Below are 13,004 nucleotides of genomic sequence, written 5' to 3'. Positions count from 1 at the left end.
TTAAAAAGAGGATTGTAGTTTATGGCCAAAATTTTAGTGGTCGATGACGAAGTTGGTATTCGCGAACTTTTGTCAGAAATTTTATACGACGAGGGGCATACGGTCGAAATTGCCGAAAACGCCTCCCAAGCTCGTTTAGCCCGCCAAAAAAGTCGCCCTGACTTAGTTTTACTCGACATTTGGATGCCAGACACCGATGGTGTTAGTCTTCTCAAAGAATGGGGCTCACAAGGCTTACTAGATATGCCTGTGATTATGATGAGTGGTCATGCTACAGTCGATACTGCCGTAGAAGCCACGCGTATTGGCGCCATGGATTTTCTAGAAAAGCCCATTACGCTCCAAAAACTCCTTAATGCCGTGCAAACAGCACTTACGAGCAGTAACTACAAACGCACCTCTATTGCCAACGCTAAGGCAAGTAACGTCAATACCCTAAAAGCCGCTCCCGAACAGAAATTTACTGTGCCAGAGGGCCCTAAGACTGAAGTCGCCAAGACGAATGAGCCTGCCGAAAGACCAGGTTATATTGGTAAAATTAGCCTGACGCAACCGTTACGCGAGGCCCGCGACGAATTTGAACGTTATTATTTTGAGTATCATCTAGCCCAAGAAAATAACAGCATAACCAAAGTCTCTGAGCGTACCGGTCTAGAGCGCACCCACTTATATCGCAAGCTCCGACAGCTCGGCATTGACACCGCTAGGCGTCGCAATAACCAATAATCCATCATGAAAATTCTCATCGTCGGAGCGGGGCGCTTTGGCTCCAGTGTGGCCGAAAACCTAGTTTCGGAACGCAACGATATTACTGTGGTCGACATCCATGCCGGCAAACTTGCCTACCTTCAAGAACGCTTTGATTTGCGCGTGGTGCATGGCGATGGCAGCTTACCTAATGTGCTTGAAGAAGCTGGCGCTGAAGACTCCGATCTTATTGTTGCCTGTGCCGCGCACGACGCGGTCAATCTTGTGGCCTGCAAAATCAGTCGTGATTTATTTAATATTCCTCGACGCATCGCCTGTTTACGCACTTCGTATTATTATCACAATGCGGATTTTGCCAAAGAAAGTTTTGGTGTCGATTCCATTATCAGCCCCGAAAACAGCGTTACCGATTATCTCTATAGTCTGATTGATTTCCCAGAAGCCTTACAAATGGTGGAATTTGCCAACGGCAGATTATCTATCATGACGCTGCGAGTCGGACGCCAAAGTGTGCTGCAAAAACTCAAAATCAATGAGCATCATCTCAATCTCCCCGATATCAATGGTCGGATCTTAGAGGTGATACGTCACGGTGAGAAGCTACCACTTTCGCGGACCTTTAGCTTGCAAGCCGATGATGAGGTCGTGCTCGTGATCGATTCGCGCGAAGCTCGCAAAACCATTTCCCGAGTGCATCGTCAACAACAAAAAGTCCGCAGCATTATGATTGCGGGTGGTGGCAATATTGGCTCACGCTTGGCCTCTTTATTAGCCGATGATAATTACAATGTGCGGGTGATTGAGTCTGACAAAGAGCGTTGTAAGCATTTGGCCGCGAAACTCCCTGACGAGGTGTTAGTGCTTCATGGCGATGCCACGGATGAGTCTTTGCTCAAAAACGAGAACATCGCAGAGATGGATACGTGGTTGGCTCTGACCAGTGATGACGAAGACAATATCATGTCTTCTTTGCTGGCCAAACGCTTAGGTGCTCGTAAGGTCATTACCTTGATTACTCGTCAGGCTTATGGTGAATTGATGCAAGGCAGCATGATCGATATCGCCGTCTCGCCGGCCATTGCATCGCTTGGCACGTTGCTGCACGATGTGCGTCAAGGGGCCGTGGTACGTGGTTATAAATTGCACCAAGGCGCTTCCGAGGCGGTTGAGTTCGAAGTGGTAGGTGACGAAAACGATTCTAATATCACCGGCCGCAAGACGAGTGATGTGCGTTGGCCGCGTTCATCGGTTCTGGCAGCCATTATTCGTGAAGATAAAGTCATCATCCCCGAGCCCGATACCGTCTTCAAACAAGGTGATCATGTGGTGATTTATGCTACCAATCGCAAGGTCATGGAACGTGTCGAGAAACTTTTCCAAGTCAAGGTCTTACATTTTTAGGAAGTCGTTGTGCTACGTTTTTTAAATGTTTTCCACAGCTTGGGACTGATCTGGATGGCCATCTCCCTAACGCTGTTGTTCCCTGCTGCCTTCTCCTACTTCGAGGCAGATGGCATGATGCATTACTTCCTAGATACCTGTTCAGGGACGTTTGCGATTGGTGCGGTCGTTGCCTTGGTCACGCGACCCTTCAAATCTGAACTGCGGGTACGCGAGGGTTTATTTATCGTGGTGGTGGTGTGGACAAGCTTTGTGCTGATGGCCGCCACTCCCATGTATCTGGCTAGAACTCATATTGCGCCTAATTTTGACTTCAGTCATGCCATGTTTGAAGCCATGTCAGGCTTGACCACAACAGGATCATCGGTGATCGACAATGTGCGTGGTCTGCCACTGTCGATTAATCTTTGGCGTCATACGATCATTTGGATGGGCGGTATGGGTATTCTCTTGTTAGCCGTGGCGATTTTGCCGCTACTCGGTGTCGGGGGCAACCAGATCATGAAGGGCGAGATGCCAGGCCCCTTTAAGGAAGAAAAACTAACTCCGCGTATTGCCAACACCGCCAAAGCCTTATATGTGATCTATATTTCAGCCTCGTTTTTATGCTTTTTGTGCTATCACTTTGCGGGCTTGAGCTGGTTTGATGCTTGGTGCCATGCGGCTTCTACACTTTCTTTAGGTGGTTTTTCGACTTTTAATTCTGGTTTTATTGACATTAATTCGCCTTGGGTCGATTTGGTGGCGGTGGTCTTTATGTTGTTCGCGGGTATTAATTTTGCGACACACTTTAGAGTTATCCAGCGACGTAGCTTCAAGTATTATCTGTACTGTCCAGAAGCCATTCCATTTTTAGTGGTGGTGGTAGGTAGCGGTACGTTGATAAGTATCTTCCTTTATGTGGGCAATGATTATTCTAGTTTGTTAGAAGCCTTTCGCTACGGGATTTTTAATACCGTTGCATTGGCTACCACTACCGGTTTCTCAAGTGCTGACTATACTGTATGGCCGTTATTCCTAGCACTTTGGATGTTGGTCCTAGGCTCGTTCAGTACTTCAGCAGGATCCACCGGTGGTGGTGTAAAGCTCATTCGCATGATTATCCTAGTGCGCCAAATCAAAATCGAATTGCGTCGCCTACTTCATCCACATGGCATCTTTCCGGTACGCTTAAAAGGGCGTGTGGTACCGCCAAAAATCATTATGTCAGTGTTGATTTACTTTGTGATTTATGCCTGCGTCGTGTTGGTGATGACCACACTCATGACGATTTCTGGACTTGATTTAACGACAGCGTTTTCAGCGGTGTTCTCATGTCAGGCCAATATCGGTCCAGGTCTGAATCTCGTAGGGCCCGCCAATAATTACGGTGTATTGAACGATATCCAGTTATGGATTTTGACGGCGACTATGTTGATTGGTCGTCTTGAGATGTATACCGTGCTTATCCTCTTTACGCCTTGGTTCTGGCGCAGTTAATATAAAGCAACAGATAGTAAGAGCCAGAATCACGCCTAAAAAAGCGCCCCAAGACGGGGCGCGCGAAGCTCAGCATCTGCACAAACGTTGCATGCGCTCGCTACACCCCCCCTACAAAATCTAATTGACGCCACGCTTCATAAATAACAACGGCGACAGTATTCGATAGGTTCAGGCTTCTTGAGTCGGGTCGCATCGGTAAGCGTCGAGCCTGTGCCTGGCCCACTACCTGCCACTCTTGAGGTTTGAGACCTGCGGTTTCTCGACCAAAAATAAAGCAGTCTCCCGCTTGGAATTGCTCTTGGGCGAGGTATTTTTGGCCCTTGGTAGAAATTGCAAAACAACGCTCTGGACTTGCACCGGTCGCGGCGATAGCTTGCTCTAGGCTATCGTGTATTTGTAAATTGGCAAATTCATGATAATCCAATCCAGCGCGACGTAAGCGTTTATCATCTAATAGAAAGCCTAGGGGTTTGACGAGATGCAATGAAACGCCTGTATTGGCGGCCAAACGGATAATATTACCGGTATTGGCAGGGATTTCTGGGCAGACAAGAATAATATGAAACACGATACAAGGCTAAAATACTAAAACTGCCATTATACTCTGTTACTCAACTTGCTATAGGGTGATCTGGGTCATGGCTCAGGGCGCGTGAAATCACAATAGCATCGACGCGCTGCGCGCCTGCCGCAAAGAGGGCGCGTGCAGCCGCATTTAGGGTCGCACCACTCGTCATCACATCATCAACCAAGATTAAGTGGGGTTGTTGCAGAGCTTGTAAGCAATAAAATCGATCAGTCATATGCTGTTGACGGTGTAAAGCAGAGAGATTTTTTTGTTCTGTGACGCTGGGATTTTTGTAGAGCACAAAAGGTGCTAACGGTAAGTGAAATACCTTACTTAGTGCGCGTGCCAATTCCGTGGGAGGGTTATAACCGCGGCGTTGTAAGGCCTTAGGGTTGGCGGGGATGGGAATGAGAGAAGGCCGCTCAGCAGATGGCCAGTACGGCGTGAGCGACTGCTTAAAAAGTTGCGCAAAGCACTCGGCCAAGTAAATCTCCCGGGCATTCTTAAAACGCAGTACCAAGCTATCGAGCGGCGCATGATGGTAAAACAAAAAATCAATACGCTGGATCACTGGCTTGAGATGGTGGCATTGCGGACACGTCGCATGTAGGCCAAGACGAGATGGCAACGGTAAATGACATTGTGGGCAAGCTGTGAGGGGCGCGTGACGTGCTTGCAAGATATCTTTTTGGCAGCCCGCACAAAATTGCCGTGGCGCTGCGGCGGCCATGCATAGTGGGCAACGGCTGAGGGGCATTTGCTGCAAAAAACCAAACATAGGCTTAAGGAGTTAAATGGTTATAAAGCATGACGCCAGCTTAGCAAAGCCTTAAAATAGAAGGCTTAGACAGTTAGCAATTTGTCCACCCCCAATAGATCGATTTATGCCTACGGATGTCCCACAAAATCAACTGCCGATTAATTCTCAGCATGTCATCGCGCAGTTTGCAAGACGGCCACACTTAGCACAGCAAGCTGGTTTTTTATTAGATGAAATTGCCGAGCGCATGTTAGCACGTCTGCGCTATATTAAATTGCAACCCAAGACGATTCTCGATGTTGGCTGTGGTGCCGCGGTGCGTACAAAAACCTTGCAGGACTACTACAGCCAAGCGCAATTGCTCGGTATCGATAGCAATCCACATTACATTGCTCAAGCGCAGCAACAATTTAAAGATAAGGTCTGGCAAAAGCTTTGGCCCAAATGGCAAGCACAACAAAAACCACGTTTTACCTGTGTGGATATGGCAAGTACCGGTCTGGCTCCGCAATCGGTAGAGTTAATTTGGTCTAATTTGGCGCTGCATTGGCACCCACGACCACATGCAGTGATTGCTGAATGGCAACGTCTCTTAAATAGTCAAGGGCTGGCGATGTTCTCCTATTTTGGACCGTTTACCCTGATTGAATTGCGGCAAGCATTGCAACACGTGAGTTGGCGTACGCAAACCATGCAATTTGTAGATATGCATGATTTTGGTGATTTATTGTTGGAGAATGGTTTTATGGATCCTGTCATGGATCAAGAGCATATTACCTTGACCTATAAAGATCCCCATAAACTGCTGGCAGATGTGCGGGCTTTGGGAGGCAATCCCTGCCAGGAGCGTCATGCGGGTTTATTAAGTCGCCATCAATATGAGGAATTGTGCCACGCGCTTGAGACCCAAAAAGATCAAAATGGGGTGATTAAACTCACGTTTGAAGTGGTCTATGGGCATGCTTGGCGAAGTGCTGTCCGACAAAAAGGCCAAGAAACCTTTATCTCAGTGGATGCAATTGGTCGTCGACCGGCGGCACACTAAGCAATCAAAATTCCAAAGCAACACAGCAAGCGCTCGATCAGTACCATAAAGCGTCTCAGAGATGCGGTTATTCTTCTTTGATACCGCGATCAAATAATTCGGAGACCGCCTGACGAGCCGGTTTATGATCGAACAGTACTTCACACACGCTTTGGGTGATTGGCATGTCGATGTTGAGGCGTTGGGCCCGCGCCAGTGCCATGCGAGCACAGCGCACGCCTTCTGCTGTCAGGCCTGTGGCCAGAATCTCTGGTAATAATTGGCCTTGGCTTAGCGCCAGCCCGACACGACGGTTGCGCGATAAGTCACCGGTGGCGGTGAGAACAAGATCGCCCAGACCCGTTAGCCCCGCAAAGGTCTTGGCGCGGCCACCCAGCGCTACGCCAAAGCGTGTCATTTCAGCCAAGCCCCGAGTAATTAAGGCAGCGCGGGCATTATTACCAAATTTAAGACCATCACAAATACCGCAAGCAATAGCCAATACATTTTTGAGCGCGCCACCAATTTCGACCCCGAGCAAGTCGTCGCTGGTGTAGATACGTGTTTGATGGTGATGCAAAGCATCAATCACGGTAGTGTTTAGACGGTTATCTCTCGAGGCAACTGTGAGGGCGACGGGCAGCCCGCGCGCGACCTCTGCCGCAAAAGAAGGGCCAGATAGTGCCCCGCCACTGATACCTTCAGCTTCTGGCAATTGCGCCATGATTTCGTGGGGTAATAAGGCCGTGTCTTCTTCAAAGCCCTTGCAAGTCCACACCACAGGCACTGGTAGCGGGAGTGCTTGTAAGAGCGGTAACCATTGTTGACAGACACTTCTGAGCGCTTTGACGGGAACCCCTAAAATGATTAAAGGCTTTTTACTCTGATGCAGAAAGTCCAGCGCGCGCTCTTGGCTCGAGGTGCTCTGTAATGAACTGGGTAAGCGCACCCCTTGCAAATAATCGGGATGCGTTTGCGTCGCTTGAATATGCTCAGCCACTTCTGGACGCCTAGCCCAGAGCAGGGTAGGACCGCCTTGACAAGCCGCTACCGCTAGGGCGGTACCCCAGCTACCAGCTCCGATCACCAAGGTATCGGTTGGCTTGGTCAGCTGTGAATTGAGCATATTCATAACAACGGCTTACTGCTTGGTTTCTTGCGCCGCTTCTTCTTGTAAGCGTTGTTCGTATAAGGCTTGGAAGTTAATGTCTGCCAAGTGTAGAGTTGGTAAGGACGTACGTGTGATGAGATCAGATACATGAGCACGTAAGTATGGGAACAACATACTAGGGCATACAATGCCAAGCAATGGATCGAGCTGTTCTACAGGTAGATCACGGATCTCAAAGATACCGGCTTGGGTGACTTCAACTAAGTACAAGGTCTTATCGTCGATCTTAGTCGTAATAGTCGCCGTCAAGCTGCTTTCGTAGAAATTGTCAGGTAATTCTTTGCGATCAATATCGATGCTAATATCGACCTTAGGCTGATTTGGATTCAAAAAGATCTCTGGTGCATTTGGCATCTCTAAAGAAGCGTCTTTGATATAGGTTCTTTGTAGCGCAAATACAGGACGATGGGCTTGGTCCGCTGGGGCTTCAGTAGCAGGCTCCTGAGTATTTTCGATAGTGGCGTCCTGAGTGCTTTCTGGCGTTGCCTCTTTAGACGCGTCTTTGCTGCTCTCTTGAGCTTGTGATTTATCGTGTTTTTTGCTGTCTTTTTTTGCCATGATGATTCCTTTTTAAGACGTAGACTAGGTCAACAGAGTGGCCTAGCCAAGGTTAATGATTAGTTGACATATTGATGGAGTGGCCGGTAACAGACCTCGCTGAGTCTTAAGCCTTGAGTAGCTCGTCTAATTTGCCCTCTGCATCGAGTTCAAAGAGGTCATCGCAGCCACCAATGTGCTGATCATTAATAAAAATTTGCGGCACGGTCGAACGACCCCCAGCACGCTCTATCATCGCGGAACGTTGATCGCGATGGAGCTCGATATTGATTTTGTTAAGGTCTTGTACACCTTTGTCTCTGAGCAGCTTTTCGGCACGGACGCAAAAAGGGCAGGTAGGTTTGTAATACATCGTGATTTGGCTCATAACAATTCCTTATTTGATTCGCCTCGATAGATATGTTTACTTACTTTTGGCATTTTTGGTCACAGGCGTGGCGGATTTTTTGAGTGGAAGCTCTTCTTTGTTCCAAGCAAATATACCACCAATTAGCCAATTGACAGGCTCATAACCAAGTTCTTTAAAGGCTTTGACAGCTTTTTGGGCTTGACGTTCTTGGTTAGAGACAATGATTAACGGTTTTTTCTTGGGGAGATTTTTGTTGTTGGCGTTGATATCCTGTAGCTCAATGTGACGCGATTGTGGAATCGCACCGGCGCTATAGTCCTCAGCAGAACGAATGTCCACAAAAATCGCTTGTTGACGATTGGATAGGCGCACCGCTTCGGCAGGGCTGACACCATCAGGTTTGGGACGATATTGTGCTAATAACAAACCGCCCGATATCACTGCACCTATGATATAGATATAGGTGAAGTCAAATGTTAAAAAATCCACAGTGATTCCTTTTGAGTAATAAGGGCTAACACAGATCGCCTTATGGCGAGCTTAATTTACAGATTATAAATTAGGCTATATGATTTATTAGGTATTGTTAGCTAAAATAGTAAAAATTAATGCCTCTAGCAGGCAATCTCTAAGCCAGCCAATTTACTTAATCGGAAGTCAGCATGTATAAATTAGTCCTTATGCGCCATGGCGAGAGCCAATGGAATCTCGAAAACCGTTTTACAGGATGGACCGATGTCGATCTGACCGAAACTGGTTTACAGCAAGCACGCCAAGCCGGTGAGCTCCTCAAACAAGAAGGCTACCAATTCGACCTTGCCTTTACCTCAGTCTTAACGCGTGCGATTCGTACACTTTGGACGGCGCTGGATGCGATGCAACAAATGTACATTCCCTACGTGCCGCATTGGCGTCTTAATGAGCGTCACTATGGTAATCTTCAGGGTCTCAATAAGGCCGAAACAGCGGCTAAATTTGGCGAAGAAAAAGTCTTGATCTGGCGTCGCGCTTTTGCTATTGCGCCCGACCCATTAGATTTTGATGATAAGCGTCATCCGCGCTTTGATCCCCGCTACGCCAATGTCCCCGTCGAGGAATTGCCGAGCACGGAGTGCCTCAAAGACACCATCGCGCGTGTCGTGCCATTTTGGCAAGAGCAAATTGCCCCAGCCATCAAAAGTGGCAAAAAAGTCTTGATTACCGCTCACGGCAATAGCTTACGTGCCCTAATTAAGTATTTGGATGATATTTCCGAAGAGGATATCGTCGGTCTCAACATACCCACCGGCCAGCCATTGGTGTATGAGCTCGATGAGAATCTTAAGCCGCTCAAACACTACTATTTGGGCGATGCCGAAGCCATCAAAAAAGCCATGGCACAAGTGGCCGCTCAAGGTAAGGCAAAATAAGTGAAATTTCGGTATGTGATTTGGGCATTGTTGCTATTACCAACATCCCTAAGCTGGGCTCAGTCTGTCGCTGATCTCAATAAGCAGCAACAAGCCGAGCAACGCAAGAAAACCTTGCAAAAACAAATTGCCAAGGTAGAGAGTCAAATTGAAGCCCAAGAGGCGGACAAGAAAGATATTCTTGACCGTCTCAAAGACTCTGAGCAATCCATCTCCAAGATTAATGCCAAAATTGATCAGCTCTCGACTCAGCAACAACAAGCCCAAGCCCAAATCACCGCTTTGCAACACAAAGCTAAACTACAACAACAGGCCCTCGAAGAAAGTCGTCAAGACTTAGCGGATCAATTGTATATCCAATACACCAGTGATTTGTCTCCTTGGTCGGCGCTGTTGTCAGGGCACGATGCCCAAAAAATTGGCCGGGATTTAGGTTATTTGGGCTATGTCTCCAAAGCTCGGGTGCAAGCTGTCAAGGATTACAAAGAGCAAATCCGCAAGATTAAAGTCACCGAAACGTCGATCGCACAAGAGCAACAAAAACTCTCTAAGCTAGCGAAAGAAACCAGCGCCCAAAAAGCGTCACTCCAAAAAGTCCAAGATCAATACCAGAACGACTTGCGAGTGGCCGAAAAGAAACTCAAACAGCGGCGCTCTGAGGCACAAGTGTTGGGTCAAGACCAGAAACGACTCGATCAGTTATTAAACGCCATTACCCAAAACATAAAAACGCAAGAAGCCGCTCGACAACAGGAAATCGCGCGTCAAAAAGCCTTGCAAGCGCGACAACAACAATTGCAGGCGCAGCAAGCAGCACAAGCACGTGAGCGTCAGCGCCAGGAGCAGCTCGCACAAGCACAACGGCACAAGGCCGAAGAGCTTCAGAAAAAAGCACAAGCCGCTCGGGAGCGAGCCTTGGCGCAACAAAAACAACAACAGCAAGCATTGCAACAAGCTCGCAATCAATTGGGCTTGGCCATGAATAGTGCCGAAGAAGAGCTTGCCAAAAAACGTATTCAAGAAGCGCTGGCACAACAAAGCGCAACGCAAGCGCAGCTCAAAAGTGCGCTTAAACAATCGGAGAATGCCGAAATCGAAAAAGCCAAAGCTCGTATTGCCCGTCAAAAAGCGATTCGCGCGGCTGAACTTGAGCGTCAAGCGGTGGCCGATCAAGCCCTAGCGCAACAATCGGCAAGTAGCTCAGGGCTCAACAAAGGGGCTCCTTGGCCTTTACGGGGTGAACTACAGAGCCGCTTTGGCGCGCCTCGTGCAGAAACGGGGGGTGTCTGGCGTGGCATTTTGATTGCTGCCAACAGCGGCGCACCGGTCAAGGCGGTGGCGGGTGGCAAGGTGGTTTACGCCAACTGGATGCGTGGCTTTGGTAATCTGATTATTATCGATCATGGCAACGGTTATCTCAGTGTTTATGGTTATAACCAAAGCTTGTCTAAATCAGTGGGTGATAATGTCAGCGTCGGCCAGACCATTGCCCGCGTGGGTTCAAGTGGTGGTCAGGTAGAACCGGCTTTGTATTTTGAAATCCGTAAAGGCTCACAAGCCGTCGATCCTTTAACGCTCTTAAGCAAATAACATCAGTAGGAATGTGAGGTTTTATGTGCAACTTCCCCAAAAAAGCCTTAGCGTTGCGCCTGAGTGCGATTGTACTGGGCACAAGTCTTATCTCAACCGGTGCTTTGGGCCAAAATACCGCCTCTGACGCAGATAGCAAAGCCCCAATGAGTATCGCTGCAGCGACTGTTGCACAACAGCATACAGCCGATGCAGAGTCAGCCCAGTCATCTGCAAGTGCTAATCAAACGCCGCAAACCGCGGGCAATGATGAAGTAGTGGACGGAGCCGAACCGACAGAAGTCCCTGCCGCCGATGATGGCAACGCTGCGCCGGATGACGAAGAGGGCGTGTTTGGTGAGACCACAGTGGATCCTGCCGCCAATAGTGCTGATGAGGAAATGCTCAAACAAGTGCTAGCTCAGCCTGATGGCGAAAATAGCGATGAGTCTTTACCCTACGAAGATTTACGCCGCTTTGCTTTGGTCTTTGCCGCCGTCAAAAATCGCTATGTCGAGCCCGTTAATGACAATGACCTAGTCGATTCAGCTATCCGTGGCATGTTAAGTGATTTGGACCCGCATTCAAGTTACCTCGATAAAGAGGACTACGAGGACCTACAAGAGTCCACAGAGGGTGAATTTGGTGGCTTAGGAATAGAAATTAGTGAACGCGACAACCATATTTTGCAGATCATAGCGCCGATAGAAGGCAGTCCAGCAGATAAAGCCGGGATTCTGCCTGGTGACCAAATTGTACAGGTCAATGACACCGTGGTGACGGGGCAATCCATGACGGAAGTCACCAAACAGTTACGAGGCGAGCCAGGCACGAGTATTCGTTTACTCATTAAGCGCCAAGGCCATGAAGACCCGTTGCCTTTTACCATCAAGCGCGATCTTGTCAAAATCCGCAGTGTGCGTAGCAAAATGCTGCCGTCCCAAATCGCCTATGTCAGAATTTCGCAATTCCAAGAACAAACCGTCAAAGATCTCGTACAGCAGCTTAAGGATTTCAAAAGTACACCCAAAGCATTGGTGTTGGATTTGCGCAATAATCCAGGTGGTTTATTGAATGCTGCCGTCGGTGTGGTGGGTGCCTTTATCAAAGAACAAAGCCTAGTGGTCTACACCAAAAACCGTAGTCAAACCGGCATTCATTATCGCGTCGTGCCTGGTGACTATAGTTTAGATGGCAAAGACAGTCTACAGGGCCTACCAAAATGGACCCGCAAAGTACCGCTGGTGGTGTTGATTAATGTTGGCTCTGCCTCCGCTTCCGAAATTGTCGCAGGTGCCCTGCAAGATTATCAACGTGGCCGCATTATGGGTAATCGCAGTTTTGGTAAAGGTTCGGTGCAAGTGGTCATGCCATTGGACCAAGACACCGGTATTAAATTAACAGTAGCGCGCTATTACACCCCTAAAGATCGCTCCATTCAGGCGACTGGAATTAAGCCAGATATCACCGTTTCGGATACGGCTGAAGGCGATCTTTTTTCTTTGCCGCGAGAAGCTGATCTGCACGATCACCTCAGTAATGACACACTCAACCTCGACAAAGACCACAGCCAAGTCAATCATCCTAGCAAGGTGGGGCCCTTAGATCCCGCGGATTTATTTGATTTTGGTTCCGAACAAGACTTTCAGCTACACCAGGCGGTCAACTATCTGCGCCATAAAAAAGTCAATCCAGGTAAGCCGCAGCATTTCAAGTATCAACAAGAGAGTGCGGATGACGCCGCCAAGAATGCTAAGGAATCCAAGGCGCCACTGACTCAGAAACCTGCGCAATCAGCGGCGCAACCGGCCACCTCGCAAGAGTCTCAAACAGCGCCGGTTCAGAAGTCAGAGAGCCAGGATGACAATGACGCCGCGAAGGCCGATGCTCAGACGGATGCACAAAACAAAACCAATCACGATGCCATGGTCGACACGCCAAGCGCACCAGAGCAAAAAAATGAGCAAAGCAAGTAGCCGTTAGAATGGTAAGCACAGAGCAGTAT

Annotated in this window: 13 protein-coding genes; 7 read left to right on the top strand and 6 right to left on the bottom strand. The window is 48.5% G+C overall.

Annotated features, from left to right (window positions below; all coding sequences use genetic code 11):
- The first annotated feature begins 21 nt into the window (after window positions 1-21).
- From Q335_RS0102090 to Q335_RS0102080, 3 genes are read left to right on the top strand one after another with little or no spacing between them, the layout of a single operon-like run.
- Window positions 22-726, top strand: coding sequence for a response regulator (locus tag Q335_RS0102090; protein WP_028357219.1), 705 nt, complete (start codon window positions 22-24; stop codon window positions 724-726).
- Between the two features lie 6 nt (window positions 727-732).
- Entirely contained in the window at window positions 733-2,109 is a 1,377-nt protein-coding gene (gene trkA / locus Q335_RS0102085; RefSeq protein WP_028357218.1) for a Trk system potassium transporter TrkA, read from the top strand.
- A gap of 9 nt (window positions 2,110-2,118) precedes the next feature.
- Entirely contained in the window at window positions 2,119-3,588 is a 1,470-nt protein-coding gene (locus tag Q335_RS0102080; RefSeq protein ID WP_028357217.1) for a TrkH family potassium uptake protein, read from the top strand.
- Between the two features lie 100 nt (window positions 3,589-3,688).
- Here the strand turns inward: Q335_RS0102080 and Q335_RS0102075 are convergent, their stop codons facing one another.
- Together Q335_RS0102075 and Q335_RS08945 are read right to left on the bottom strand one after the other, a co-directional pair.
- Entirely contained in the window at window positions 3,689-4,159 is a 471-nt protein-coding gene (locus tag Q335_RS0102075) for a tRNA (cytidine(34)-2'-O)-methyltransferase (RefSeq protein ID WP_028357216.1), read from the bottom strand.
- A 43-nt stretch (window positions 4,160-4,202) separates the two neighbouring features.
- Window positions 4,203-4,937, bottom strand: a complete 735-nt coding sequence (locus Q335_RS08945; protein WP_051532235.1) for a ComF family protein — start codon at window positions 4,935-4,937, stop codon at window positions 4,203-4,205.
- A gap of 106 nt (window positions 4,938-5,043) precedes the next feature.
- Here Q335_RS08945 and Q335_RS0102065 point away from each other — a divergent pair, with 106 nt between their 5' ends.
- Window positions 5,044-5,964 carry a methyltransferase domain-containing protein gene (locus Q335_RS0102065; RefSeq protein WP_038369223.1) on the top strand — a complete coding sequence of 307 codons (921 nt, stop codon included), beginning with the start codon at window positions 5,044-5,046 and terminating at the stop codon, window positions 5,962-5,964.
- Window positions 5,965-6,031: 67 nt separating this feature from the next.
- On the opposite strand, the gene Q335_RS0102060 is transcribed toward Q335_RS0102065, so the two are convergent.
- The 4 genes from Q335_RS0102060 to Q335_RS08935 all read right to left on the bottom strand — a co-directional run bounded on the left by Q335_RS0102060 (window position 6,032) and on the right by Q335_RS08935 (window position 8,510).
- Window positions 6,032-7,075, bottom strand: a complete 1,044-nt coding sequence (locus tag Q335_RS0102060; RefSeq protein WP_051532234.1) for an NAD(P)H-dependent glycerol-3-phosphate dehydrogenase — start codon at window positions 7,073-7,075, stop codon at window positions 6,032-6,034.
- Between the two features lie 9 nt (window positions 7,076-7,084).
- Window positions 7,085-7,672 carry a protein-export chaperone SecB gene (secB, locus tag Q335_RS08940; protein WP_084493503.1) on the bottom strand — a complete coding sequence of 196 codons (588 nt, stop codon included), beginning with the start codon at window positions 7,670-7,672 and terminating at the stop codon, window positions 7,085-7,087.
- Between the two features lie 106 nt (window positions 7,673-7,778).
- Entirely contained in the window at window positions 7,779-8,039 is a 261-nt protein-coding gene (gene grxC / locus Q335_RS0102050) for a glutaredoxin 3 (RefSeq protein WP_028357213.1), read from the bottom strand.
- A 36-nt stretch (window positions 8,040-8,075) separates the two neighbouring features.
- Entirely contained in the window at window positions 8,076-8,510 is a 435-nt protein-coding gene (locus tag Q335_RS08935) for a rhodanese-like domain-containing protein (RefSeq protein WP_051532233.1), read from the bottom strand.
- Window positions 8,511-8,683: 173 nt separating this feature from the next.
- Between Q335_RS08935 and gpmA the strand changes: the two genes are divergently transcribed.
- The 3 genes from gpmA to Q335_RS09970 are packed head-to-tail and all read left to right on the top strand — an operon-like array spanning window position 8,684 to window position 12,975.
- Window positions 8,684-9,430 (top strand): 2,3-diphosphoglycerate-dependent phosphoglycerate mutase, encoded by a 747-nt coding sequence (gpmA, locus tag Q335_RS0102040; RefSeq protein ID WP_028357212.1) that lies wholly within the window; start codon window positions 8,684-8,686, stop codon window positions 9,428-9,430.
- Window positions 9,431-11,020 (top strand): peptidoglycan DD-metalloendopeptidase family protein, encoded by a 1,590-nt coding sequence (locus Q335_RS0102035; RefSeq protein WP_028357211.1) that lies wholly within the window; start codon window positions 9,431-9,433, stop codon window positions 11,018-11,020.
- Window positions 11,021-11,043: 23 nt separating this feature from the next.
- The gene (locus Q335_RS09970) at window positions 11,044-12,975 is read left to right on the top strand and encodes a S41 family peptidase (RefSeq protein WP_051532232.1); all 1,932 of its coding nucleotides are present in this window, start codon (window positions 11,044-11,046) and stop codon (window positions 12,973-12,975) included.
- The last annotated feature ends 29 nt before the right edge of the window (window positions 12,976-13,004 follow it).

This window comes from Brackiella oedipodis DSM 13743 (assembly GCF_000621025.1).
GTDB lineage: Bacteria > Pseudomonadota > Gammaproteobacteria > Burkholderiales > Burkholderiaceae_B > Oligella > Oligella oedipodis.
The sequence above is the reverse complement of the archived record's forward strand: the minus strand, read 5'-3'. Positions and strand labels throughout refer to the sequence as shown.

Excerpts from the sequence above, each read along its gene's own strand:
- gpmA (WP_028357212.1), top strand. The coding sequence starts at position 8,684 with ATGTATAAATTAGTCCTTATGCGCCATGGCGAGAGCCAATGGAATCTC.
- grxC (WP_028357213.1), bottom strand. The coding sequence starts at position 8,039 with ATGAGCCAAATCACGATGTATTACAAACCTACCTGCCCTTTTTGCGTC.
- secB (WP_084493503.1), bottom strand. The coding sequence starts at position 7,672 with ATGGCAAAAAAAGACAGCAAAAAACACGATAAATCACAAGCTCAAGAG.
- Q335_RS0102060 (WP_051532234.1), bottom strand. The coding sequence starts at position 7,075 with ATGAATATGCTCAATTCACAGCTGACCAAGCCAACCGATACCTTGGTG.
- Q335_RS0102065 (WP_038369223.1), top strand. The coding sequence starts at position 5,044 with ATGCCTACGGATGTCCCACAAAATCAACTGCCGATTAATTCTCAGCAT.
- Q335_RS0102090 (WP_028357219.1), top strand. The coding sequence starts at position 22 with ATGGCCAAAATTTTAGTGGTCGATGACGAAGTTGGTATTCGCGAACTT.
- Q335_RS09970 (WP_051532232.1), top strand. The coding sequence starts at position 11,044 with ATGTGCAACTTCCCCAAAAAAGCCTTAGCGTTGCGCCTGAGTGCGATT.
- Q335_RS08945 (WP_051532235.1), bottom strand. The coding sequence starts at position 4,937 with ATGTTTGGTTTTTTGCAGCAAATGCCCCTCAGCCGTTGCCCACTATGC.
- trkA (WP_028357218.1), top strand. The coding sequence starts at position 733 with ATGAAAATTCTCATCGTCGGAGCGGGGCGCTTTGGCTCCAGTGTGGCC.